Here is a 24,844-nt window from a genome sequence, read left to right on the forward strand (position 1 = left end):
GGAGAGTTCAGCCGAAGCTGGTCAGATAGGCCGCGGTCACCGAATGGTCCGGATCGAGGCCGTAGAGGATGGCATGCCGGTCAAGGCAGGTGCAGGGATGCGAGATGCCGCACTCGATAACGTCGCCGACCGCGACGTCGCTGCCGTCGGCAAGGGCCACGAAGGCGTGCTGATCGTTGAGGCGAAACACCTCGGCGTCTCCGAGATCGGCGAGATACGCCCCATTGCGATAGAGCGCCAACGGCCGCGGCAGGCCTTGGTCAATTGCCACGTCGCGCATGCCCATGCCGCAGATCGCCAGCCGCGGCTCCGGCCGGGAGAGGACTTCGGCCCAGACCCGCAGCGCCGGACGGAAAGCTGTGGCCGCCGAAACCATCTCGCTGCCGATGCGGAAACCGCCGCGTGCATCGAGGCCGGCAAGGCCGCGCTCGTAGATGCCGTGATCGTGGAAGAAGATCGCGCCGCTGCGCAACACCAGCCGGCACACGGGATCGGCTGCGACGGCGGCGGAAAGCCTGGCAATCACCACATCGAAAAACACCGAGCCGCCAGCCGTGACCAGGAGCGGCCGCTCGTCACCGATGCGGGCGCGCACCTTCGGCAGGAAATCGGATGTCACCGCCATCAGCGCGTCGATGCGACGCATCGTCTCTTCCGCATCGGCGGTCGCCGCCGCACCCTCATAGGCGGCGATGCCGGTCAGCCGGAAGGCCGGCGTCTCCGCGGCAAGGATCGCCTCCAGAATTGCCTCGGCGGCGTCGACGCCGCGGGCACCGGCGCGGCCGGCGCCGAACTCCACCAGCAGGCCGAGGGGCGGTAGATCGGCACGCTCCTGCCATGCGGTACGGAGAGCATCGACGAGCGCTGTCGAATCCACGAAGATGTGGAGTTCCGCATCGGGATAATGGGCAAGCAGGGCCGCGAGCCGGCGGGCAGCGGCCACCCCGCCGATCTCGTTGGCGAGGATCAGCCGGCGTTGTCCCGCCTTGAGCAGGACAGCGGCCTGGCGGATATCGGCGACCGTCGTGCCCCAGGCGCCTGCCGCCAGAAGTGCCTCCGCCAGCGCCGTCGACATCGGCGTCTTGGCATGCGGCGCGATCTCGGCGCCGTGGCTCTTCACATAGGCCATCATCAGTTTGACATTGCCGGAGAAAGCCTGCCGGTCGAGCGAGATCAGCGGCAGAGCCATCCTGCCGTCATAGGGTTTCCATCCCTGCTTGCCGATTGCAGCAAGCGCAAGCGGCGGATTGCCGGGCGGAAAGCCGCGCACCCGCTCGTCAATCAGCACGTTTTCCGTCGCGGTATGGAGGTCAGACATGGCAGCCACTCCTGATCTCGGCCGGGTCGGCGATGCCGAGGCGATAGGTGTCGTTGGCGCTGGCAAAGAACAGGGCACGTTGCTCGTCGTAAGAGAGCTGCGAGGCCACCGTGCGGAAAACCTGATAGACCTCGTCGAAAGAGGCGTGCAAGCCCGCGACTGGAAAGTCGCTCGCGAACATCGCGCGCGCCGGACCGAAACAATCGAGGCAATGCTCGATCACCGGCCGCAGGCTTTCGAGCGTCCACTTATTGTCGTAGGCGACGAGGTCGGAGATCTTCAGGCGCAGATTCGGCTCACTGCCGAGCGCCCGCAGACCACGGCGCCAGAGCGCCATGCCGTCCTCCGTCCGGTCTGCCGGGCTTCCGCCATGGTTGAGCACGAAAAGCGTTTCCGGAAAAGCACGCACCAGTTCGAGCGCCTCGCTCATCTGCCAGGGATAGAGCATCAAGTCGAAGACCAGCCCGAGCCGCGTGGCATGGGCAAGCCCCGCCCGCCAGGCGGGATCGTCCATGCGGTTCGGGCGCGAAGCAAAACTCTTCGCCGCGTCCGGATGCCAGCTCAAAATATCACGGATGCCGACGACATTCGGGTTCGCCGCTTCCGCCTCGAGCAGGCACATGGCGTCCGGCCCGTCGAGGGGCACGCGCGCGATATAACGATGCGCCACACCGGAGCTGCGGTCGAGGCCATCCAGCCAGCGGCTCTCTTCCAGCGGGTAGGCAACGGACCAGCCCGCCTCCACATGCACGGTTGCAATCACGTTCTGGCGGGCAGCATCGGCGCGATAATCGTCGATGCCATAGTCGCGCAGGATCGGTGCGAGGCTTCCGAAAACCATCTCTTCGCCTGATGCCCGCGCCTTCTGCAGCCAGGGATGGCGTTGCAGACTGAGGCCCCAGAGGTGGTGATGCGGGTCGATCACCGGCCCGTCATAGAGTTCCGTCATCGGCGCGCCTCACGGCCGGAAACGAGCAGAAGGGCAAGGATCAGCGCGCCGAACATGATCGAGCGCCAGCCGGGCGAGGCGTTGACGACGGTGATCAGCGCCGTCGTCGTGACGAGCAGGATTGCCCCCGGAATGGTCCCGGCATAGGTGCCGCGGCCGCCGAGGATGGAGGTGCCGCCGAGCACGACGGCGGCGATCGAGGTCAGCAGATAGGGGTCGCCGATGCCGACATAACCTTGCCGGTTCATGCCGAGCACGAGAATGCCGGCAAGCCCTGCGAAAAAGCCCGACAGAGTGTGGACGATCAGCGTGTTGCGCGTGACGCTGACGCCGGAAAGCCGGGCCGCCAGCGGGTTCGCCCCGAGCGCCAGGAAACGCGCGCCGATCGGCATGCGGTGAACGAGCAGCAGGACGACGATCGAGACGACGAGCCACAGAACGATGCCCGAGGGAATGCCGAGCGGCCGCGCCTGCCCGAGCAGGATGACCGCCGGATTGCTGACGGTGACCGCGCTGCCGCCGGCGACGATGACGAGCAAACCCTGGAGGAAGGTCGCCATGGCCAGCGTCATGATGATCGGCGGCACGCGAAGATAGGCAGCACCGGCGCCGTTCATCAGGCCGATGCCGGTGGCGATGGCAAGGGCCGCCGCGATGCCGGCGAGGCCGGTCGGGTCCCAGGCTGGCGAGATCAGCGGCAGCAGGATCGCCGTGACTGTTATGACCGCGCCGACGGAGAGATCAATGCCGCCCATCAGGATGACGAGCGTCTGGCCGGCGGCGGCAATGCCGATCACCGCGGCGAGTTCGAGCAGGTAGCGCAGGTGGCCATAGGCGCCGAAACCACGCAACGTAAAGCTTGCGACGATCCAGACGAGCGCGACCAGAAGGAAGGTCAGCAGCGGCGGATTGCGGAACGCGGACCTGATGATATTCATCGCCTTGCCCTCCAAGCCCCAAGAAGTTCCGGCACGGCGACCGCGCCGACGATGATCAGACCTTGCGCGACATATTGTGCGACCGGCGGGAAGCCCAGGAAGAACATGACGTTGATCATCACCGAGAGCAGCAGGCTGCCGCAGATCGCGCCGCGCATCGTGCCCTTGCCGCCGAGGAAGCCCACGCCGCCGAGCACGGCAGCGGCAATCGAGTTCAGCGTGAAGGGCGTGCCGATAACAGGATCACCCGAGCCGGTCTGCGCAGCCACGAAGAGACCGGTCAGGGCGGCGAGAAGACCGGACAGCGCGAAGGCTGCGACCTTCACCCGTTCAACCGGGACGCCGGAGCGGAACGCACCGACCGGATTGTCGCCGGCCGCGTAGATGCCGAGGCCGAGCGGCGTTGCAAGAAAGGCCTTCCACAGTACCAGGATCACGACGAGCAGCAGGAAGGCGACGGGCGTGTGGCCGGCCAGTACCGTCGACAGCCAATCGGGAATGAACCCGCCCGGCCGCGGCAGCAGGATGAGCGCGACACCGCCGATGATGAAGGAGCCGGCGAGCGTGACGATGATTGCAGGCAGCCTCAGATAGGTAACGATGGCGCCGATGGCGGCGCCGATCGAAAGACCGGCAAGCGAGACCGCAAGAATGCCGCCCGGCACGCCGAGCGCGCCTTCCATCGTCGTCGCGGCAATCACCGCTCCAAGACTGACGAGCGGGCCGATCGCCAGCGTGATGCCCCCGTTCAGCATGAGCAGCGCCTGCGCCATGGTGACGAGCGCCAGCGGGAACCAGTTCTGCGTGAACTTGGAGAAGCCGCCGATCGAAAGGATGCCGGGAAAGAGCACCCCATAGAGGATGAGAAAGGCGGCGACGACCAGATAGAGGCCGGCAAGGCCGCGGTTGCGGCGGAGCTGGATCGAGCCGTAGAGCCGGGATGACGAACTCGTGCTCATGCTGCCTCTCCCTGCGTCGTGGCCGTGATGCCCATGGCTGCGCCGACGATCGCTCCTTCGCTGATGTGATCTTGCGACAGCACCGCGGCGACGCGGCCCTCGCGCAGAACCACGACACGGTCGCAGAGATGCACCAGCTCCGGCGTATCGGAACTGGCCAGAATGACGAGCCGCCCCTCGGCGGCGAAGGCGCGGAGCATGAGGTAGATTTCCCGCTTGGTCTCGATGTCGACGCCGCGCGTCGGATCGTTGAGGAGCAGAACGGAGGGATCGAGCGGCAGCCATTTGGCGAGCGCCACCTTCTGCTGGTTGCCGCCGGAAAGCGCCTGCACCGGGCGGGCCGTATCGCCCTTGATCGTCAGCCGGCGCGCCAGATCGGCGACCAGGCCGTTTTCCGCCGGTCGGTCGCGTAAGCCCTTGCGGGCGAGCCGTCCTAGCGAGGGCAGGATGAGATTGGAGGCAATGGAATGCGGCAGCACCAGCCCCTCATGCTTGCGGTCGGCCGGAACATAGACGATGCCGGCGGCATTCGCCTCGCCCACATTGGCGGGCAGGGCGGGCTTGCCGGATACTTCCGCCCGATCGGCCGAGGCCGGAATCGCGCCGTAGAGACCGAGCAGCAGGTCTTCCTGCCCTTGTCCCACGAGCCCGCCAATGCCGACGATCTCGCCGGCGCGGGCGGAGAAGCCGACGTCACGTACCATGCCGGCGGAAAAACCTTCGACGCTGATGCGCATCGCACCAGGTGCTGCGGCCAGGCGCGGCGGGAACAGGTCGCCGGTCTCGCGACCGACCATCAGGCGCACCAGGCCTTCGCCGTCGATGCCGGACAGCGACTGGTCGGCGGTGACCAAGCCGTCCTTCAGCACTGTGACATGCGAACACAGCGCCTGCACCTCGTTGAGGCGGTGGGAAATATAGAGAAGTGCGGTGCCGCGGTCCCTCAGCGTCTCGATCAGGCGGGCAAGGATGCCGGCTTCGTGCGCGGAGAGCGATGAGGTCGGCTCGTCCAGAATGAGCACACGCGGCTTGCGGAACAGTGCCTTGGCGATCTCCACCATCTGACGGCGGCCAAGTGCCAGATCGGCGACTGGCATGTCGAGCGGCTCGGTGAGCCCCACCATATCGCAGACGTCTGACACGCCGCGATGAAGCGCTTTGTAGTCGATGAGACCGAACCGGCGCGGAAAGGCGCCGAGCCCGATGTTTTCGGCAATCGAGAGACTGGCCGTCAGGCTCAGCTCCTGCTGAACGACGGCAATACCGGCCGCGCGCGCAGCCGCCGGGTTGAAGCGCCCGACCGGCTTGCCGTCGACGAGGATGGAGCCGCTATCCGGCTGCAGAGCACCGGACAGGAGGTTGATCAGCGTGGACTTGCCGGCGCCGTTTTCGCCGAGCAGGGCGTGAACCCTGCCCGGCAGAAGGGCGATATCGACGCCCTTCAAAACGGGATTTCCGAAAAATCCTCTGAACACCTGCCGGGCTTCCAGCAGGGGTCTTTCTTCCGTCATGACGGCTTTCCTCAACCCGAGTTACTTGGGCGGATTACTTGGTGGCAAGCAGCTTGTCGAAGAGCGCCTTGTCGTAGTCCGAGTAGATATAGCCGTCAGCCGGGAACTTGTCGGCCCGGGCGAGGTAGCTGCCGATCGTGCTGTCGTCGATGACAGGCAGCGGCACCTTGACGAAGGCCGGAACGTCCTTGCCTTCCAGCGCCTGCACGGCGGTGTAAACGGAAAGCGCGCCGAGCCAGTTGGGCTGCATGGTGGCCCAGCCCTTCAATCCCTTCTCCTTCCAGAGTTCCAGGAACTGCCTGGCGTTTTCGCCTGTTGTCGGCACCTGGTCGCGGCCCTGGCGCTCGAAGGCGAGGACGGAGCCGGCCGATAGCGCGCCGCCGAGCGACAGCACGCCGTCGATTTCGGGATTGGCGAAGAGCAGGCTGGTCATCGCTTCCTGTGCCGGGGCGACGTTATATTCCGTGTTCGTCTCGGTGATCACCTGGAGACCGGGATTGGCGTCGAGGACCGGCTGGGCGCCCTTGCGGCGGTCGTCGCTCACCGAAATGCCGGCCGGGCCGTTCATGATGATGATCTTGCCCTTGCCGCCGAGCTGGCTGACCATCCACTTGGCAGCGGTCGCGCCCCATTCGTTGGAATCGGTGTTGATCTTCGCCGTCACCTTGTCGGTGTTGACAAGGCTGTCGAAATTCACGACGGCGATGCCCTTGTCGCAGGCATCTGATATGACGCGGTCGAGGGCGTTGGAGGAACCGGCGATCACGACGATGGCGTCGACATTGGCGTCGATCATCGACTGGATATGCTGGATCTGCGTCTGGGCGTTGCCCTGCGCGTCCGTGATCATCAGGTCCTTCACGAGGCCCGCCTTCTTCAGCTCCTCCACTTCAGCCGTGATAGTGCCTTCGGTCTGCTTCATCCAGGTCGGCACCGAGTAGATGTTTGCCCAGCCGATCGTATAGGGCGCTTTCCTGTCACCCTTGATGCAATTGGCGGCGGCCGAGGCCGTGCCGGCCGAAAAGACGAGAAGTGCCGCAGCGGCGGCAGCACCCGCAAGAAGGCGGCGGCGTAGCGAAGCGGAAATGCCGTTTTCAAGATTCTTCATGTCGATCCCCTTTTTTGTGTGCGGCAGCGTTGACGGCTTGCCATCTGTGTCCAATATAGCGTACATGTGATCTATATACCGGACGAAGCGATCTTATGCCGATTTTTTTACCTCGCAAGAGGGGCGGGAAAATTTCATTCGCTGGTAATGACGGGATCGATTGACAGATGCGGCAGACGGCTTGAAAAGCTTGGCCGGACAAAAAGGGATCGATAGCAATGGATGCAGTTCAGGACGAAGCAGCCGGCAAACGCGCCCGAGGGCTCGACCGCGCCTTCGAGATCCTCGATTTCCTGCGCCAGAAACGGCAGGCCTTGAAGCCGAATGAAATCGCCGCGCAGATCGGCGCGCCGCGCTCATCGGTTTACGAGCTCGTCAACCTGCTGCTGCAGAATGGCATCCTGGAATTCACCGGCGGCGAGGGGCGTGTCTATCTTGGCCGCAAGCTGTATTTCCTCGGCGCAGCCTATGAGAACCATTTCGACTTCACCCGCGAATGCGAGGCGACGCTGGAACAGCTTGCCGACGAGACGCGGGAAACGGCGCAGTTCTGCATGCTGGATGGAAACAGATACACCGTCGTCCGCATGCGCGAAGGCGCGCGCCCCTTCCGCATTTCGACGGATGTCGGACAGTCGGTGCCGATCCCGTGGACGGCGTCGGGCCGTCTACTCGTCGCACACCTGTCGGATCAAGAAATCCTGAACTTCATTCCGCCGCAGGATTTTCGCCTGCCGAACGGCGAATGGCTCGAGCCGCAAACCTTCATCGCCGAGGTGCGCCAGGCCGAGCGTGAAGGTCTCTTCACCTTCAACAGCATCGTCGACAGCTTCACCCATTGTTTTGCCGTACCGGTGCGGGGCGAGGAAGGTCATGCAGCCGCGACGCTCTGCCTCGTCACGCCGCGCGACGATGGCATCGCCAACCGGGACCGCTACCTCGACTGCCTGAAGAAGGCCGCCGCCGGTCTCGACCATGCCCCGACCCGGCCAAAACGAGGCTGATGCCCTGCATCTCTCAGAAATCAAGGTGATGGCGCCGAAGGGCGGACGAAAGCGCTCGCGAGGTGACTTCACCAAGAGGATCAATAAAGTCCGAGAACTGCGATTGCCGGCAGCAGCCTCACTCTCGGCTATTCAGCGCAAAAGCGTCGTCCTCAGGCGATGGATATGGGCAGCGCCGATACCGCAGCAGCCGCCGATGATCGTCGCGCCGGCCTCGGCCCAGGAGCAGGCATAGCGCGAATAGGCATCGTCATTCAGATCGCTGCGGGTCTCATGCAGGCCTTCATTGGCGGCTGCCTCGCCTTGCTCCCCTTCGAAGGCATTGGCATAAACGCCGATTTCGATATGAGCGTCCATCTTCCGGATCACCCGCGCCGCCGTCTCCACGGCCGCCTGCATGACCTCAGGCTTGCTGCAATTGAACAAGAGGGCTTCAGCGCCCGATGAAACCGCCCAGGATGCCGCGTCCTCGACCCTTTCCTCGGAACGAAGCTTCGGTTCGCCGCCCCTGATCGCTGCCTGGTCATCCGCCAATGTAAACGAAATCCAGAACGGCTTGCCTGACGTCGCCACCGCCTTGCGGACAGCCTCTGCCTCCACGATCAGGCTCAACGTCTCGCCGAGCCATATATCGACGAAGGGAGAAAGGTTTTCGACAAGCACCTCGAGATAGTCCTGCACCTGCGAAGGCTGAAAATTCTGCGGCTCGTATGAGCCGAAGATCGGCGGCAGCGACCCGGCAACCAGCACCTTCCGATCCGTGACGGCATCCGCCGCCTCGCGCGCCAAGCGACCGGCGAGACGGATCAGCGCCGCTCCCTCCTTCCAGAACCGGTCCTCACCGATATGAAAGGGCACGAGCGCATAGCTGTTTGTCGTAACGACCTCAGAGCCGGCGGTGATGAATTCCTGGTGTACCCTACGGACGATATCCGGCGCATTGATCAGCGCCAATGCCGACCATTCCGGTTGTTTCAGCTCGGCGCCCAGCCGCAACAGTTCGCGGCTCATGCCGCCATCGAGAATTCGCATCGTGCTCATGAAGAGGTCTCCATTCAGGCTGTCGCGCCGTCAGCGGCGGCGGGCTTTTCATCGTAAAGTGGGCGGGGTGCACGTGGTTTGTGCGCGAGGGAGTTCATGGGCCAATCCTTTTCCGTCGGCCTAGCGGCGAACCGGCACCTGCGCTTCGAGACCTCGAAAGACGCGGGCGATCACAGCGGTCAGGGCGAGATAGAAGAAGGTGACGACCAGCAGCGGTTCATAGACGAGCAGCGTGTCCTGCCGAACCTTGTTTGCCACGGCGTAGAGATCCATCACGGTCACCGTAAAGGCGAGCGGCGTCGCCTTGAGCTGCATGACGATCTCTCCTGCAATCGTCGGCAGGGCGATTCGAATGGCGCGCGGCAGCCAGATGCGGCGGATCAGCATCCAGGGCGACAGGCCGAAGGCCCGGCCGGCTTCGAGCTCGCCCTTGGGAACGGCAAGCAGCGCGCCACGCAACACCTCTGCCTCATAGGCTGCATAGTTCAGGGTAAAACTGACGGCGGCGAAGAAGAAGCCCTCGCGCAGGATCGGCCAGAACAGGCTCTGGCGAATGCCGGGGACCATGGGCAGCAGCGAGCCCACCCCGTAGTAGAGAAGCCATAGCTGTATCAGCAGGGGCGTGCCGCGAAAGAAGGTGCAGTAGCTGCGCGCCAGGAGCCGCGTCAGCCTGCCGCCGCTGACCTGCGCAAAGGCGAGGCCTATGGCGATGACGAAGCCGAACACCACGGAGATCACCAGCAGGCAAACGGTCTGCCATGCGCCGGTCAGAAGCAGCGGCCAATAGGAAGAGATCCAGGTGAAATTCATGGGGCGCTTTCTTCAGGCAAGACGCGGCTGTCCCCGCCGTACCCGTCCCTCGATCAGTTTGAAGACGAGGTTGGAAACAAGCGTGATGGCGAGATAGAGAAGGGCCGAAGCAAGGAAAAAGACGAAGTAATGCTTGGTGCTTGCCCCGGCAAGACGGGTGGCGAGCGCCAGTTCCTGGTAGCCGACGACCGCCACCAGCGCGCTGTCCTTGGTCACGGACATCCACAGATTGGCAAGACCCGGCAGCGCGTTTGGCAGGAGCGCTGGCAGCAGGACCCGGCGGAACCTCAGCACCGGTCCCATGCCGAAGGCCTTGGCGGCCTCGATCTGGCCGACGGGAATGGCGAGGATCGCGCCGCGCAGCACCTCCGTCATGTAGGCACCCTGGACGAAACCCAGCACCGCAACGGCCGCGACGAAGCCGTTCACATTGACCGGCGGCAGCTCCAACGCGGCGAGCAGCCGGTTGAGGCCATCGGTGCCGGCATAATAGAGCCCGACGATCAGGATCAGCTCGGGGACGGCGCGGATCAGCGTGGTATAGAGATCGAGCAGCAGGCGCAGCATGCGATTGCCCGAGAGCTTTCCAAGCGCGCCGCCCGTGCCGAGCAGCAGCCCGATCGCGAAGGCGCAAGCCGAGATGGCGACCGTGGAGACCGCACCTGCCAGAAGGACGCCGCCCCATCCCGGAGGATAGGGAGACAGCAGGTCCAGAATACCTTGTTGCGTGGTCGCCATCGTTCCGGCTGCTTACTTTGCGCCGTAGATGTCGAAATCGAAGTATTTCTTGTTGATGGCGTCATACTGGCCACTGGCGCGGACAGCGGCGATCGCCGTATTCAGCTTGGCCTTCAGCTCAATGTCTTCCTTGCGCAGGCCGCCCGAAACGCCGGCGCCGAGAATTTCCTTGTCGTCGGCGACGTCGCCCATCTTGGCGCAGCAATCCTTGCCACCATCGCTTTTGAGGAACGCGTCAAGCGCCAGTGAATCGCCGAAGACATAGTCGATACGGCCGGAGGCGAGATCCTGAAAAGCCTCATCGAGCGTCTGGTAGGTCTTTTCCTCGGCAGCGGCGGCGAAATACTTCTTGTAATATTCCGACTGGATCGTCGACACCTGGATGCCGATGGTCTTGCCCTTCACGTCCTCGGCGGTGGCGCCCGGCTTCTGGTCCTTGGGACCGATCAAGGTGCTCGGCGTGTTGTAATATTTGTCGGTGAAGTCGATCACCTTCGAGCGTTCCGCGGTGTTCGACATCGACGACCAGATCACGTCGAACTTCTTGCTCTGGAGAGCCGGAATGAGACCATCCCAGGAAATCTCGACGATCGAGCATTTCTCCTTCATCTCCTCGCACACAGCGTTCATCAGGTCGATTTCCCATCCCTGCCATTGGCCGGAGGCGTCCTTGGCGAAGAAGGGCGGATAGGATTCGTTCATGACACCGAAGCGAACTTCGGCCTGTGCGGTGACGGCGGAAAGCACGAGTGCCGCGCCGGCGAACAGTGTGGGGAGCAGTTTCATTCGCAGGATTCTCCTGGTTTGTGTTGTCGATGAGAGCTCGAAGTGCATCAGTGGGCGCTGAGACCGGTGAATTCCCGGCAGCGGGCGCTGACCGGCGCCCCGAATATCTGCTCCGGCGGGCCTTCTTCCTCGATCCGTCCCTGATGCAGGAAGAGAACACGGCTCGAGACATCCCGGGCGAAGCGCATTTCATGCGTGACGATCAGCATGGTCCGGCCTTCTTCCGCGAGATCGCGGATGACCTTCAGGACCTCGCCGACCAGCTCCGGATCGAGCGCCGATGTCGGTTCGTCGAACAGCATGACGGCAGGATCGACGCACAGCGCTCTCGCAATCGCCGCGCGTTGCTGCTGGCCGCCGGAGAGGAAAGCGGGGTAGGCGTCGCGTTTATCGAAGAGCCCGACCTTGTGGAGCAGGGCCTCGGCCTTTTCGATGGCCTCGCGCCGTGAAATGCCCATGACGTGCACCGGCGCCTCGATGACGTTTTCCAGGACCGTCCGATGAGCCCAGAGATTGAAACTCTGGAAGACCATCCCCAGTCCGGTCCGTATCCGTTCGATCTGCCGCCAACTGCGCGGCTGCAGCCGGCCGCCCCGCCCCATCTTCAGCGCGATCTCCTCGCCGTTTACGGCAATGCGGCCACGATCAGGCGTTTCCAGGAAATTGATGCATCTGAGAAAAGTGCTCTTGCCGGAGCCCGACGAGCCGATGATAGAAATCACATCGGACTTCTCGGCCTGCGTCGAGATACCCTTGAGAACCTGTTGCGAGCCGAAGCTTTTATGGAGATCATCGACGCGAAGAGCAGGAAAGGGTTGATCTGGCATGCATGGTTCCGGGTGATTTGAGCTTGCGAAGGATAATGATAAAATAACGCGGTTTTTTCGCGCAGTTTTCATCTATTATGCATATTTTATGCAAAATAATCTTCTTCGCGCGGCAAGTACGGCAGAATGCGCGAGTTGCTGCGGCGAGAACTAGGATTGGACAATGGAACAACTCGATCGTTTTGACCGTGACATTCTCGATATCGTTCAGCGCCATTGCCAGCTGAAAGCCGAAACGATCGCCGAACGGATCGGACTGTCGGTCTCGGCCGTGCAGAGGCGGTTGAAGCGGCTGCGCGAGGAAGGGATCATCAAGGCGGAGGTCGCCGTCGTCGACCGCAAGGCGACGGGCACAGCGATGGTGTTCATCGTTGGCATGGAGATCGAGCGGGATAATTACGACGCGCTGGCGAAGTTCCGCCTCTGGGCGGAAAAGCAGGATCATATCCAGCAGGTCTATTATGTCACTGGTGCGGTCGATCTGATCGCGATCGTCACCGCCCGCGACGTCGAGCATTATGACGATATCGCCGCACTGATCATGGCTGACAATCCGCAGATCCGCCGCATGCACACGAATGTGGTGCTGCGGGACGTCAAGCTCGGCCTGTTCGTGCCCCTGGACTAGCGCATGATGCCGAAAAGTGTGAGCGGTTTTCGGACAACATCATGCTCACCTTCTTTGAGCCGAAAATGCGAAGGGCAGCAAACGCTGCCCTTCGCAAAATTATGCCGCTTTGGCGTTCCAGCATAAGCTGGAGGAAAATCAGGGTGACTTAAAACTCTTCCCAATCGCCGGCCAATGCCGCATTCCCATTCGTCTGGAACGACTTACCCACTTTGGCAATCATCTGGCGCGCAGGCGAGGGCGCCGGTTGAGCATGCGACGCTGCGGCTGCGGGCTGCGATGCGCGCTTCGCTGCCACCGCTCCGCCAATGTTGAACTGGCCCAGAAGCTGGAACAGCGCGTCGGCTTCCTTGGCGAGGTTATGAGAGGCCGCTGTGGCTTCTTCCACCATGGCGGCGTTCTGCTGCGTGCCCTGATCCATCCTGTTGACGGCAGTATTGATTTCTTTCAGTCCCGTCGCCTGCTCTTGCGAAGCGCCTACGATGGCCCCCACATTGCCGTCGACCTGCTGCACCTGCTCGGCAATCTCTTTCAGCGCCTTTCCGGTCTCGCCAACCAGGGCCACACCGCTTTTGACGTGGCCGTTCGAAGCGTTGATCAGTTCCTTGATTTCTTTTGCCGCCTTGGCGGAACGTTGCGCCAGCTCGCGCACTTCCTGAGCGACGACGGCAAAGCCCTTACCTGCCTCACCGGCACGGGCAGCTTCGACGCCGGCATTCAACGCCAGTAGATTGGTCTGGAACGCGATTTCATCGATGACGCCGATGATGCTGCCGATTTCGGTGGCGGAGGATTCGATCTTGCCCATGGCGTCGACCGCATCCCGAACGACGCTGCCCGACCGCTCGGCACTATCCTTCGTCTTGCGAACGAGCTGGCCGGCTTCCTGAGCCTTGTTGCTCGAGTCGGCAACGGTGGTCGTAATCTCTTCCAGAGCAGCGGCAGTTTCCTCGACGGAAGCTGCCTGCTGTTCGGTCCGCTTGGCGAGATCGTCCGAGGCGGAGCGGATCTCCTGTGCACCGGCGGCGATGGCGCTGGCGTTCTGCGCAACCTTCTGCATGGCGGCACGGAGCTTTTCGACCGCAGAATTGAAGTCGGCTCTCAGCTTTTCCAAGGACGGAATGAACGGAGTGCCGATCTGCTGTGTCAGGTCGCCGTCAGCCAGCGCCTGCAATGCATCGCCAAGCTGACCGACAGCCTGGTCCGTCTGCTCGGCAAGGGTGCGGCGTTCATCTGCATCCTGTTCCAGCCGATGCCGCTCCGACACGGCTCGCTTCGCCTCGGCGTCAGCTTCCCGTTCCGCCTTTGCCGAAATTGCGTCGCGCAGCCCGGCCACCGCCCGTGCGAGCTTGCCGATCTCATCGCCGCGCGCTTCGAGGCGGCGATCGCCATCAAGATTGCCATCGGCCATCGCTTTCAGCGAAAGCTGAAGTTTTGCCAGTGGGCCGACGATCGTGCGTGCGGTCACGGCCGCGGCAACCAGCGAAAGAACGGCCGCAATGCCAAGCGCGGTCAGTGCGAATGGCTTGAAGCCGCTTGCCGAGCTGCGAACCTCGCCGCCGATCGATTTGTTCAGCGCTTCCTGATAGTCGATGAATTTGTTGATGGCGCCGAGCCAGGCAACGAAAGCCGGCCGCGCCTGTTCGAGCAGAATCTTGCGGGCGGCCTCGCCGTCGCCCTTCTCCTGCAGCGCAATGATCTGGGCGACCAATGGATTGGTCTTCGCCTGGATGTCTGCAATCTCGCTGAGGATGGTCTTTTCCTGTTCCGTCGCACCGGCCGGAGATGCAACCATATCCGCCATGCGCTTTTCATTCTCGGCGTAGGAGGCCGCCAGCTTTTCGATCAATGCCTCGGCGGTCTTCCGTTCATCGGGAGACGTCACCAGCGTGACGTCGCGAATGGCGATTGCCCGATCATGCACGCTGCCGCGATAGTTGATGGCAAACCGCTGCTTCACGCTGTTGACGTCGTTGATGGTTTCAAGCTTATCGTTGATCTGCGCAACTTCTTGCGTCGAATAGATGGTCAAGCCGACCATCAGCAAGAGGAGAACGCTGAAACCAAGCGCCAGGCGGGCCACAACCCCGAAACTCATGATATTCTTCATATGCACTCTCCCCCGCGGTGAGCTTTGTTGCAAGGATGTCTCGGCAGCCAGGATTGCTTGTCATATCTCGTCCGAATGCAGAGCCTCGGTGTGTCTCCGAGTGCATCCGACGGGCACCCTGCGCCCGGAATCGCGCTTAAGATACGGGACATCCGTCAAAGCAATAAAAGCCGATTTTCATGCGAAATTCGGGTACCTGACCCGCCATCATGGCGGAGGTGACAGTCCTAAAGAACGTCGCCCCGATATCTAAAAAAAATTAGAGTAATATATTTTAGAGAGTGTAAACGGAGCCGACGGAGCAAGCTATAGCGCTCTATTTGGATAGCATTTGCGCTTTTCGGATGGACAATTTGACGAGCGCTCTCCCGATGGTTGCGAAATCAGCAACCTCCCCCGCATAGCAGGGTTCTGCGGCTTGCCCGCGAATTGCGCGACGCTCTGAACGGTCTCGCTAATCGGCATGAATTGCAGCTGCTGTACCGGAGCGCCGCTGCTCCGACTTCAGACGCGCAGCAGCGGAAGAAGCTGATCGCCCTGTCGCTTGATTTCGGAAAGATAGGGCGTGTCGGACAGCACGAAGTGAGTGACGCCGAGATCCTTGTATTTGCGCAGCGAGCGGGCGACGTCTTCCGCCGACCCGACCAGCCAGGTGGTGCCGGCTCCGCCGCCGCCGAACTTGCCCGGAGCGGTATAGAGGTTGTCGTCGAGGACGTCGCCGCGCTCATGCAGCTCGAGCAGCCGCTGCTGGCCAACAGCCAGCGCGCTGGTGTCCCTGAGCAGCGTCATTATCCGCAGGCCGAATTCCAGCGGCGGGAGATCGCGGCCCAGTTCCCGGCTCAGCCTTGAGCCGTTCGATCTGCTCCCGGACACGTCGAGCGGCTCGCCCCAGAAGAGCTGGACATCGGCCTCGGTCGCGGACGGACGCGCGGCACGACGGTGGAGTCGGCGACCCGAAAGTTCTCGCCCGCGGATGTGACGCTGTCTTCGGTCCATAATCTTCGGACCAGCCGCATGAACTCGTTGGTCCTGGCATACGGACGGGACCGACACGAACCGGATCGAGAGCTTCTTTGCCCGCGCCGAGCACTCGTACGTCGGCATTCACCATCGATTCTCGTTAAAATACCTCACTGGGTACATGGCGATGGTCGCGTGGAAGGAGGACACCCGTTAAATGGGGCTGCGTTGGCAGCTCGCCGACGTACCGCGCCCGGTCACTTACCGAACGACGTCGAAGAGCCTTTTCGGGTATTGGCAGAGTGCGGCGGAGCGTATCGAGGACCCGGTCTGGACCGAGAAGACAGCGGTGATAGAAGCAACGATACCTGCGGTGACCGATTTGGGCTTCGTCAATTCTCCGACGTCTACTGACAGTTTCACCGGAACTCTATTAACAGTTTCACCGATATCATATTGACACTTTCCCCACCACTCTATTACAACTTTCCCCATATCGCTTTGCTGAGAAAATGAAGTGACCATCATCGACGAGAGTCTCCTCCCGCGCCATCTGCAGCCCCAACTAAAGGCTGCACTTACATCAGCGCGAGTGGTTAACATTATTGGACCGCGCCAGGTCGGGAAGACGACACTGGTACGCGATCTATTGAGCGTTGGAAAATTCATCACCTTAGATGACGAGGGTGTGCTTGCAGCTATTGAGGCTGATCCAAAAGGACAGCTGGATGCCCTGCTGGCTGAGACGAAAGCAGGCCCCCTCATTATCGACGAAGCCCAAAGATCAACGAAATTAGCTTTGGCATTGAAGAGAATCGTGGACGAAAACCGAGCGATGGGTCAATTCGTCCTGACAGGTTCATCCAACGTTTTCACTTCCGCGCACGTGGCGGACTCGTTGGCAGGCCGGGTCCATACAATGACGATGCTTCCGTTAAGTGTCGCCGAAGCAAATCGCATGGGGCCCGCGAAAATACTCGACTGGGCATCGACGAATGACCGTCCCGATCCGCTAGACCTGCCTAAAGCAGAAACGTTGTCCCGGGCACAATACATCGACTTGATAGTCGCAGGCGGTTTCCCCGAGATACGAACTCTGGAAGAGCGCTGGAGGCAAAATAGATACACAGACTACGTTGACAGTGTTGTGGATCGCGACGTTGCGTACATCTTAAAGATAAGAAAATCTGACGCCATGAGGCGGATGATCGATCAACTAGCTACGCGCGTCGGAAACGAGCTAAATATAAACGAACTATGTTCAAACATCAGTTTACAAAGGAACACCACCGAGACCTACCTCGATATTCTAACGAAGCTCTCTCTATTGCGGCGATTGCCTGCGTGGACCTCTGGAGAGTCCGGTCGCGACATACGCCAACCAAAAATCCATCTTGTGGATACTGGGATCGTCGCGGCTTTGAGGAGTATGAACGCCCAGAGCTTCAATATTGGCGCGAATCCCACAGCGCTTGGCGGCCTGTTCGAAAATTTCGTTTACAATGAAATGTGGAAATCCCTCCCTCATCAGATGCGTCAGTGGCGACTTTATCATTGGAGGCATCAACGAGGACGCGAGATAGACATCCTTGCTGAGTCAGACAGAACGATAGTCGGCTTCGAGATGAAGACATCGACTGCGGCTGAAGCAAAAGATTTTCAACATCTGCGATGGTTTCTACATGAGGGCCCAGGTAGGAACCGTCCCTTCGTCGGCATCGTCATCTATATGGGAGAGCGCGTACTCAGTTTCGGCGAAAACATGTTTGCGCTCCCTCTCTCGATATTTTGGTCATTCAAAGACAGTTAGCCTGAGTGGGCGGCCCGGTTTAATCCTGGGATTCGCTGGCGATCTCCCACATTCTACGACGACCGTCGGGAGCACCTGAGCAGCGAACCAGCCCTGTCTGCTCCATGCGTTCGAGCAGGCCAGAAAACCTTCCAGCCAGGTTAGTGCCGATCCCGTCAATCTCGGCTCCGAAGCCTTCGCGTTCGGCAAACTGTTTTGACAGATCGCCTGCGAGAATCGGTTCTTCCGCATCTCGGAGAAGTTCGAGAACACCGCGGCGAACATCACGGCCGCGGAAATCGGCGAGCGTCTTGACGGTCGCGCCTGGTGCGATGCCGAGCGGTAGGTGGGATTGGCGATCGGGTCACGGCGTTCGCGATAGGCAATGTTGCGGACGGGCAGGATATCCAGTTGGCGGAGATGGAGGGGATCTCGGCCACCGACCCGACATCGAGGGCATGGGCGCGGAAAGCTTCTGAAGTCTGCGGGCCGCCGCTGATATTGGCCCATTTGACTTCGAACCTGAGCACCTTGCCGAGACCGGACACTTCGAGAGCTTTCTGAGTGACCGGATCGCCGATGTCAGCACCGTGCCTAGCGGCACCTTGGGAAGGAGGGGGAGCCCCTGCCTGGGCTGCCGAAGATGGCCGGAACATCCAGGCGCGAAAAGCCGCCCGGGACGCTCGTCCGCAGGCGCTTTGCCGGTTTTGTTCAAGCCTTGACTTTTGTTTATGGCCGGGCAGCGGACCGGAGCAGTCGCCCGGGCCGTCGAAAACGTCGGGCTTACCTGATGTCAGGCAATATGCGGTGCATATTCGTTGGCCGCGAATACGTGATGATGCACCTTGCCGGTAAAGAGCTGCAGAAGTTCACCGGTGACTTCGCGGCTTTCAGAGCGCACGTCGGAGAGAAGTGCCGCGTTCACCGCCTCCATATCGGGATAACGAATGGCGAGCGCCATGGCATAGATCGGGGCGCCTTCGTCGCGCTCCATTCCATCCAGCACCCGGATTTCCTCGGCGCCCGGAAATTTCGTCCAGAGAGGGACGAGCCGCTGCCGCACGAATTGGCGGAATTCCGCTTCTTTACCCGGATGGATTTCGCCTTCAAACAAAGCATAACGAATGATCATAGGTTCTCTTTTCCAAAACTCGCCGGAGCTGGATCGATGGTGGCGGGCTGTCGTAGGATCAGGGCGTATCGGTCGATACGCCCCGATTGGGAGGGCTATTTGCCCCAGATTTTCTTGTATTGATCGCGATAGCCGTTGTCCGGATCGAAGCTGTTCTTCGGCCCACCGTCAAACTCGACGTTCTCACTGGTCACCACATGGAGCGGCGACACATAGCCCGACCACGGAGCACCCGCAAAGGCGCGGTTCAGTTCATCGACAAGCTGCCAGCCCTGGAGGTTGAGCGGCTCGGCGACCGTGACGGCCTGGAACTGTTTGGCGCGGATACGCTGATAGGCGCTCTCCGAACCGTCACCGGCTGCAACGTTCACCGGTTTTCCATCGCCTGCAATGCCGGCCGAGGCGAGCGAAGGTCCCATGAAGTCGTAATAGAGGTCGTTGATCGCCAGCGAATGCGTCCACTTCGCGCCATACTTCTGCAGAAGCGATGTGGTGAGCTGCGGCATGCGTTGGGAGGTTTCGGCGATCGGCGTGTCGACATATTCGAGCACCGTACCGCCGAGATCCTCGATCTCCTTCTTCATGCGATCGGCCTTGGCAATCGCGATCGCATAGGTGGAGTCGGTGAAGATGATGACGCCCGGCTTGCCGGCGGCATCGGCAAAGGCCCAGTCCGCCGCGGACTTCGACACTTCCATCGCGTCCGTGGTCACGTTTGCGAAGACGCCGACTTCGGGAACCGGACCGACCGCCGAGGCAGCGTGCCAGGAAACCATCGGAATGCCGGCAGCCTTGGCCGCTTCCATCGCCGGCTTCTGCTCGACCGCGTCAAAGCCGTTGATGATGATGCCATCCGGCTTCAGCGCCATGGCCTGGCCGAACGCCGCGGTCCGGCCGCCGATCGAACCGGCGCCGTCAAGTGCCTTCACCGTCCAGCCGAGCGCGCCTGCCGCTTCCTGAACGCCATTGACCACGCCGAGGATGCCGCCGTTTTTCATATCACCGGCAAGAATGACGATGTTCTTTCCGGCAGCGCCCTTGGGGCCGCTCGTCGGGCCATCCCAGGCGCTCACCTTGGAAGCATACTTTTCGACTATGGCTTTGGCGTCGGCCATCGAATCGGCCAATGCCGGCATGCTGAGCATAACGGCGACGGTTGCGACCGTTGCCTGCAATAACGTTCTGCGCTTCATGTTCACTCCTCCATTTTGTTTGTTGTGAAATGCCGGGATGAGCCGGCATCCTCATTTGGATGCGGGTGTGATCCTCCTCACAGCTCCGCGCTTGCGCTGGGCGTAGCCTGCTATGCCGATGGCAATCAGCAGCGTCACGCCGTTGAACAGCGGTTCGACGAAGAACGACCCGCCGAATTGCTGAATTCCTGAAATTCCGACCGCCAGGATGATGACGCCGATCAAGGTACCCCAGACGTTCACCCGGCCCGGCTTGATCGTCGTCGATCCGAGGAACGCGCCGACAAGCGCCGGCAGGAGATATTCGAGGCCGACGCTCGCCTGGCCGATGCGCAGCTTCGAGGCGAGAAGGACCCCGGTCAGAGCCGCAAGCAGCCCCGAGGTGACGAATGCGCCGATCACGAATTTGCGGACCGGAATGCCATTGAGTGCCGCCGCCTTCGGATTGGCGCCGATGGCGTAGAGATAGCGGCCGATCGGCAGGTATTCGAGCACGATCCACATGCAGATGGCGATCAGGAGCACGTAGAAGCCGGTGATTGGCAGGCCAAACAGCATGGTGCCGTTCAGCGCATAGAAACCATCAGGCAGGACGCCGACCACCTGCCGCCCGCCGGTGTGCCAGAGGGCGAGCGCGTATAGGACCGTTCCGGTGCCGAGCGTTGCGATGAAGCTGTCGATCTTCGCGACCTCGACCAGCAGGCCGTTGATGAAGCCGGTGAGGATGCCGAGCGCGAGCACGATGACGACCGCGACCGGCCAGGGCAGGCCGTAGGCCGTCTGCAGGCTGATGGCGAGAATGTGCCAGAGCACGATGCCATAGCCGACGGTCAGATCGATGCGACCCGATGCCATCGGGATCATCGCAGCCAGCGATAGAAGCGCGATGATAGCCTTGTCGGACACGATCGAGCGGACGTTCAACACGGTCGGGAAAGTATCGGGCAGAAGGATCGAGAAGATCACGATCAGGCCGACGGTCAGGATCACCAGTCCATAAACCGGGATCAGACGTCCGATCTTCTGTCCCGTGGACAGGCCGGCCATTTCGCTCTTGGTCGGCTCCAGCGCCGTGGATTCAATGGATTGCATGGCTGTTCTCCCGATAGCTTAAGCGGCTTCCGATGCGGAGGCGGCCGTGATGACCGCCTCCGTCGTCAGAGCGCTTCCAGTCAGTTCGCTGACGATTTTCCCGCGCGAGAAAACCAGCGCGCGGTGGCAGATATGGGCGATTTCCTCGAAATCCGTCGACACCACGACAACCGCGAGGCCGGCCTCGAGCGCCTGGGTGATCAGACGGTAGATCTCCGCACGCGCGCCGATATCGACGCCGGCTGTCGGATCTTCCGCGACCAGCAACTTGCGGCCGGTCGCCAGCCAACGGCCGACGACGACTTTTTGCTGATTGCCGCCCGACAAGGCCTCCACCGGCAGATCCGGGTCGTTCGGCCGCAGGCCGACGGAATGACCGATCTTATGGGCAAGATCAGCTTCGCCGCGCGGCGACAGGAAGGACAAGAGCCCACGTCCGACGGCGCCCGGATTGAGGTAGGTATTTTCCCGAATGGAAAGTGAGAGCGCCACGGACTCCTCCGTCCGGTCACGGGCGATCAAGCCGATGCCAGACGCCATGGCGCGCCGCGGGCTGGAAAGGTCGGGGGCCTCGTCATGCAGCAGAACCGAGCCGTGGAAGGGCTCGCAACCGAACAGGGCGCGGCCGATCCGTTCCTGACCGGCGCCACGCAATCCAGCCAGGCCCAGAAGCTCGCCCTCGCGGATATCGAACGATATTGCGCCTGTGCCGGCGCAAACGAGATCGCGAACTTTGACGATCGCCTTGCCGGGCGTAATCGCCGTCTTGGAAAAGAGGCTGTCGCCGCTGCGGCCGATGATCATTGTCACCAGCTCGTCGGGGGTGGTCTCGCTGACGGGTTTCTGTCCCACCATGCATCCGTCGCGCAGAACGGCGACCCGATCGGCAATCCGGAAAATCTCGTCCAGCCTGTGGGAGACGTAGATCATCCCGACGCCGCGATCCTTTAAGGGGCGGATCGCATTGAACAGCCGGTCGACTTCATCGGCGGGAAGGCTCGCCGTCGGCTCGTCTAGCACCAGAACGTCGGCTTCGACGGCAAGGGCACGGGCAATGGCGACAAGCGATTTCTCGGTACGCGACAGCGCCGAGACCCGCGTGGTGGGATCAAAGTCGCAACCGACCAATTTCAAGGCTTCCTTGGCACGCGCCTGCGTCCTGTTCCAATCGATCAGGCCGCGACGCATCGAGAAGCCCTGCGACAGGCCCATGTTCTCGCCGACCGTCATCCACTCGATCAAACCGAGATCCTGGTGGATGAAGGCAACCGGCTGCCGCTCGTTCGGCTTGGGGGGACGATGATGGTAGCTCTGACCGCGAAAAAGGATGTCGCCGGTATCGGGCTTGTAGATGCCGGCAAGCGTCTTGATGAGCGTCGATTTGCCGGCGCCGTTTTCCCCCAGCAGCGCGAGGATTTCCCCCTCACGCAGATCGATCGAGACGTCGCGCAGCGCTTGCGTGCCGCCGAAGCTCTTGGTGATCGACTGGAACTCCAGCAGTCTCTTGGCTTCCACTGTGGCTCCTCCCAAAGCTGCGGCTGTCATTGGCTGTATGTTATCGATAACATTTATGGATGGTCAAGCGGAAAGATGACGATCTCGAATTTCCCGGGAAATTGACGTCAGCCGGGCTGAAATCCGTCGAGAAGACGCATCATCTCGGCGGAGTCCTTCGGCCCGAGGCCGGCAGCGCAGAGCAGGCGATGAATTTCGACCACGGAGCCGGTCATCGGCAATGGCGTCTTGGTTTTCAGCGCGAAGGCCTGAAGCGAATCCAGGTCCTTCAACATGTTGTCGATTCTGCCTGTCGGCGAGAAATCCCGGGCAGCGAATTTTGCCATGAATTCCTGCATTATCCGGTTGTCTGCCCTGCCGCCGGCAAGGGCTGCCGGAATGGCGGCCGGATCGACACCGCCGGCTTCAGCGAGCTTGACCGCCTCGGCGACGGCCTGAAACAGCACGGCGCAAAATAGCTGATTGATCAGCTTCGTCGTCTGCCCGGCGCCGGATGCACCCATCAGCGTGTAATTGGCGGCAAGATGCCGCATCACCACGCGCGCCCGTTCGAAATCCTCAACGCTGCCGCCGGCCATGATTGTCAGGCGTCCGCTCAGCGCACCCGGCACGCCGCCGGAGAGCGGGCAATCCACCCATGCCATGCCCGTTTCCCGACGGAGCCGCGTCGCCATGTCAGCCGTCTCGGCCGGGTCGATCGAGGACATGTCGATCAGCACCTTGTCGGCATTTGCAGCCGCCGCAACGCCCTTTTCACCGAAGACGACAGCGCGGACAATATTTGCGTGATTGAGGCTGAGCACACAAAACGCCGACCGTGAGACCGCTTCCTCCACAGAGCCGGCCGGGCGCGCACCCTTGGCTTCCAAGGCCGCAACTTTTTCGGCATCCAGGTCGAAGACCGATACCTTCTGCCCAGTCTCGATCAATCGCGTGACGATCGCCGTCCCCATGATGCCGGCACCGATGACGGCGACATCTGCTCTGTAGTCATCCTGCATGTTAATCTCCTCCCTTGACGGCCATGCCGCTCAGTCCCTTGCAAGCCAGTGCCACGATATCATCCAACGCATTATCGATCGCTACCGTCACGACATTCGCTTCACCGGTTGGCGGCTCCAGCGTTTGCAGCTGGCTGCCGAGCAAAGTCGCGGGCATGAAATGGCCCTGACGGGCCTGCATGCGCGACAGCAGCAGATCGCGGGACCCTTCCAGGAAAACAAAGGCGAGATGCCCGTCCGCCGCCTGCCTCAACCTGTCCCGATAGCTTCTCTTCAGCGCCGAACAGGAAATCACCAGCCCTTGCGATGCTTCTTGCACGGTCCTTATTTCCTCGCCGATCCGGTCGAGCCAGGGCAGGCGGTCGTCGTCAGTCAGCGGTATGCCCTGCGCCATCTTCTCGACATTTCCGGCAGGATGGAGTTGGTCACCTTCCAGAAACGGCATGCCGTTTTCAGCGGCGATACGCTCTCCAACCGAGGATTTGCCGCAGCCGCTGACGCCCATGACGACAATGGCCAGAGGCGATGCCTTTTGCTCGAAGCCCATGGTCTCGTCTCTATCAGAGGCAGGTCGTGATGCCGCCGTCGACATAAAGCGTGTGCCCGTTGATAAACGACGAGCCGCGGCCCGACAGGAAAACGGCGGCACCCACCAGTTCCTCGACATTGCCCCAGCGTCCGGCCGGCGTCCGCTTCTCGAGCCAGGACGAGAACTCGGGGTTGTCGACGAGCGCCTGGTTGAGCGGCGTCTTGAAATAGCCCGGCGCAATCGCGTTGATCTGCAGACCGTACTTGGCCCAGTCGGCGCACATGCCGCGGGTCAGATTGCGCACCGCGCCCTTGGTCGCGGTGTAGGGAGCAATGCCGGGGCGCGCCAGTTCGCTTTGAACGGAGGCGATGTTGATGATCTTGCCCTTTCCGCGGGCGATCATGGGTTTGGCCGCTGCCTGGCCGACGTAGAATACGCTCGAAATATTGGTGGTCAGCAGCAGCTCCCATTTGTCCGCCGGAAAATCTTCCAGCGGCGTGCGAAACTGCATGCCGGCATTGTTGATCAGGATGTCGAGCGGCCCGATATCGGTTTCGATCGCGTCTATACCTTCTTTGGCAGCGCCCTTGCTGGTCACATCGAAGATCGCCGCATGGGCAGACAGGCCTTGATCCTTGAGGCTCTCGACCGCACGTTTGACGCTTTCGGGCGTGCGGCCATTGATGATCACCTCGGCGCCATGCTGCGCCAGGCCTTCGGCCAGGGCGTAGCCGATCCCCTGGCTCGAGCCGGTGATCAGGGCGCGCCGTCCGGTAAGATCAAACAAGTTCTTCATGCAAATCACTCCTCCGGTCTCTCCGCGGGCAACGGCTTACGCTGCCGCTGACGGTGAAACTCACTTGACATCCCTTTTCCGAATTATATGTTATCGATAACATAATCAAC

At 61.6% G+C, this 24,844-nt stretch carries 23 protein-coding genes and 2 pseudogenes; 4 read left to right on the forward strand and 21 right to left on the reverse strand.

Annotated elements, in window-relative coordinates:
- Positions 1-7 precede the first annotated feature (7 nt).
- From OLZ32_RS22505 to OLZ32_RS22530, 6 genes are read right to left on the reverse strand one after another with little or no spacing between them, the layout of a single operon-like run.
- Positions 8-1,318, reverse strand: coding sequence for an alanine racemase (locus OLZ32_RS22505; RefSeq protein ID WP_264422670.1), 1,311 nt, complete (start codon positions 1,316-1,318; stop codon positions 8-10).
- Positions 1,311-2,267, reverse strand: a complete 957-nt coding sequence (locus OLZ32_RS22510; RefSeq protein ID WP_264422672.1) for an amidohydrolase family protein — start codon at positions 2,265-2,267, stop codon at positions 1,311-1,313. The genes OLZ32_RS22505 and OLZ32_RS22510 overlap by 8 nt, the downstream gene beginning before the upstream one ends.
- Positions 2,264-3,205 (reverse strand): ABC transporter permease, encoded by a 942-nt coding sequence (locus tag OLZ32_RS22515; RefSeq protein WP_017992547.1) that lies wholly within the window; start codon positions 3,203-3,205, stop codon positions 2,264-2,266. The genes OLZ32_RS22510 and OLZ32_RS22515 overlap by 4 nt, the downstream gene beginning before the upstream one ends.
- Positions 3,202-4,164 carry an ABC transporter permease gene (locus OLZ32_RS22520; protein WP_003538429.1) on the reverse strand — a complete coding sequence of 321 codons (963 nt, stop codon included), beginning with the start codon at positions 4,162-4,164 and terminating at the stop codon, positions 3,202-3,204. Before OLZ32_RS22520 ends, OLZ32_RS22515 begins: the two co-directional genes overlap by 4 nt.
- The gene (locus OLZ32_RS22525) at positions 4,161-5,675 is read right to left on the reverse strand and encodes a sugar ABC transporter ATP-binding protein (protein WP_003538431.1); all 1,515 of its coding nucleotides are present in this window, start codon (positions 5,673-5,675) and stop codon (positions 4,161-4,163) included. Before OLZ32_RS22525 ends, OLZ32_RS22520 begins: the two co-directional genes overlap by 4 nt.
- A 34-nt stretch (positions 5,676-5,709) precedes the next feature.
- Positions 5,710-6,783 (reverse strand): ABC transporter substrate-binding protein, encoded by a 1,074-nt coding sequence (locus OLZ32_RS22530; RefSeq protein ID WP_032999069.1) that lies wholly within the window; start codon positions 6,781-6,783, stop codon positions 5,710-5,712.
- A gap of 218 nt (positions 6,784-7,001) precedes the next feature.
- On the opposite strand from OLZ32_RS22530, the gene OLZ32_RS22535 reads away from it, so the two are divergent.
- On the forward strand, positions 7,002-7,787 hold the full coding sequence (locus OLZ32_RS22535; RefSeq protein ID WP_131706410.1) for an IclR family transcriptional regulator: 786 nt from the start codon (positions 7,002-7,004) through the stop codon (positions 7,785-7,787).
- Positions 7,788-7,919: 132 nt separating this feature from the next.
- On the opposite strand, the gene OLZ32_RS22540 is transcribed toward OLZ32_RS22535, so the two are convergent.
- From OLZ32_RS22540 to OLZ32_RS22560, 5 genes are all read right to left on the reverse strand, one after another.
- The gene (locus OLZ32_RS22540; RefSeq protein WP_264398234.1) at positions 7,920-8,828 is read right to left on the reverse strand and encodes a homocysteine S-methyltransferase family protein; all 909 of its coding nucleotides are present in this window, start codon (positions 8,826-8,828) and stop codon (positions 7,920-7,922) included.
- A 120-nt stretch (positions 8,829-8,948) separates the two neighbouring features.
- The gene (locus OLZ32_RS22545; protein ID WP_003538440.1) at positions 8,949-9,638 is read right to left on the reverse strand and encodes an ABC transporter permease; all 690 of its coding nucleotides are present in this window, start codon (positions 9,636-9,638) and stop codon (positions 8,949-8,951) included.
- 12 nt (positions 9,639-9,650) lie between these two features.
- Entirely contained in the window at positions 9,651-10,376 is a 726-nt protein-coding gene (locus OLZ32_RS22550) for an ABC transporter permease (protein ID WP_264422678.1), read from the reverse strand.
- 12 nt (positions 10,377-10,388) lie between these two features.
- Positions 10,389-11,162 (reverse strand): transporter substrate-binding domain-containing protein, encoded by a 774-nt coding sequence (locus OLZ32_RS22555; RefSeq protein ID WP_003538444.1) that lies wholly within the window; start codon positions 11,160-11,162, stop codon positions 10,389-10,391.
- 47 nt (positions 11,163-11,209) lie between these two features.
- The gene (locus OLZ32_RS22560; protein WP_003538445.1) at positions 11,210-11,989 is read right to left on the reverse strand and encodes an ABC transporter ATP-binding protein; all 780 of its coding nucleotides are present in this window, start codon (positions 11,987-11,989) and stop codon (positions 11,210-11,212) included.
- 163 nt (positions 11,990-12,152) lie between these two features.
- On the opposite strand from OLZ32_RS22560, the gene OLZ32_RS22565 reads away from it, so the two are divergent.
- Entirely contained in the window at positions 12,153-12,617 is a 465-nt protein-coding gene (locus tag OLZ32_RS22565; RefSeq protein WP_264422681.1) for an Lrp/AsnC family transcriptional regulator, read from the forward strand.
- Between the two features lie 148 nt (positions 12,618-12,765).
- On the opposite strand, the gene OLZ32_RS22570 is transcribed toward OLZ32_RS22565, so the two are convergent.
- Complete coding sequence (locus tag OLZ32_RS22570; RefSeq protein WP_264422683.1) at positions 12,766-14,727, reverse strand: HAMP domain-containing methyl-accepting chemotaxis protein; 1,962 nt, start codon at positions 14,725-14,727, stop codon at positions 12,766-12,768.
- A 504-nt stretch (positions 14,728-15,231) separates the two neighbouring features.
- A pseudogene (locus OLZ32_RS22575) lies at positions 15,232-15,764 on the reverse strand (LLM class flavin-dependent oxidoreductase); the annotation flags it as partial.
- A 23-nt stretch (positions 15,765-15,787) separates the two neighbouring features.
- Here OLZ32_RS22575 and OLZ32_RS39445 point away from each other — a divergent pair.
- Both OLZ32_RS39445 and OLZ32_RS22580 read left to right on the forward strand, forming a co-directional pair.
- A complete protein-coding gene (locus tag OLZ32_RS39445) occupies positions 15,788-15,904 on the forward strand; it encodes a transposase (protein ID WP_406648798.1) in 117 nt (38 codons plus the stop codon).
- Between the two features lie 300 nt (positions 15,905-16,204).
- The gene (locus tag OLZ32_RS22580; RefSeq protein ID WP_264422685.1) at positions 16,205-17,497 is read left to right on the forward strand and encodes an ATP-binding protein; all 1,293 of its coding nucleotides are present in this window, start codon (positions 16,205-16,207) and stop codon (positions 17,495-17,497) included.
- A 259-nt stretch (positions 17,498-17,756) separates the two neighbouring features.
- Here the strand turns inward: OLZ32_RS22580 and OLZ32_RS22585 are convergent.
- From OLZ32_RS22585 to OLZ32_RS22620, 8 genes and pseudogenes are all read right to left on the reverse strand, one after another.
- Positions 17,757-18,098: pseudogene (locus OLZ32_RS22585) on the reverse strand (ABC transporter substrate-binding protein); the annotation flags it as partial.
- Positions 18,099-18,269: 171 nt separating this feature from the next.
- Entirely contained in the window at positions 18,270-18,608 is a 339-nt protein-coding gene (locus OLZ32_RS22590) for a hypothetical protein (RefSeq protein WP_264422687.1), read from the reverse strand.
- Between the two features lie 95 nt (positions 18,609-18,703).
- Positions 18,704-19,801, reverse strand: coding sequence for an ABC transporter substrate-binding protein (locus OLZ32_RS22595; RefSeq protein ID WP_264422689.1), 1,098 nt, complete (start codon positions 19,799-19,801; stop codon positions 18,704-18,706).
- Positions 19,802-19,852: 51 nt separating this feature from the next.
- On the reverse strand, positions 19,853-20,893 hold the full coding sequence (locus OLZ32_RS22600) for an ABC transporter permease (RefSeq protein WP_003538468.1): 1,041 nt from the start codon (positions 20,891-20,893) through the stop codon (positions 19,853-19,855).
- 18 nt (positions 20,894-20,911) lie between these two features.
- Positions 20,912-22,408 (reverse strand): sugar ABC transporter ATP-binding protein, encoded by a 1,497-nt coding sequence (locus tag OLZ32_RS22605; RefSeq protein WP_003538469.1) that lies wholly within the window; start codon positions 22,406-22,408, stop codon positions 20,912-20,914.
- A 107-nt stretch (positions 22,409-22,515) separates the two neighbouring features.
- Entirely contained in the window at positions 22,516-23,409 is an 894-nt protein-coding gene (locus OLZ32_RS22610; RefSeq protein ID WP_003538470.1) for an NAD(P)-dependent oxidoreductase, read from the reverse strand.
- A 1-nt stretch (position 23,410) separates the two neighbouring features.
- Complete coding sequence (locus OLZ32_RS22615) at positions 23,411-23,956, reverse strand: gluconokinase (RefSeq protein ID WP_264422692.1); 546 nt, start codon at positions 23,954-23,956, stop codon at positions 23,411-23,413.
- A gap of 13 nt (positions 23,957-23,969) precedes the next feature.
- Positions 23,970-24,734, reverse strand: a complete 765-nt coding sequence (locus tag OLZ32_RS22620; RefSeq protein WP_003538472.1) for an SDR family oxidoreductase — start codon at positions 24,732-24,734, stop codon at positions 23,970-23,972.
- Between the last annotated feature and the right edge of the window lie 110 nt (positions 24,735-24,844).

It is taken from the genome of Rhizobium acaciae, from assembly GCF_025941625.1.
In the GTDB taxonomy this organism is placed as follows: Bacteria; Pseudomonadota; Alphaproteobacteria; order Rhizobiales; family Rhizobiaceae; genus Rhizobium; species Rhizobium acaciae.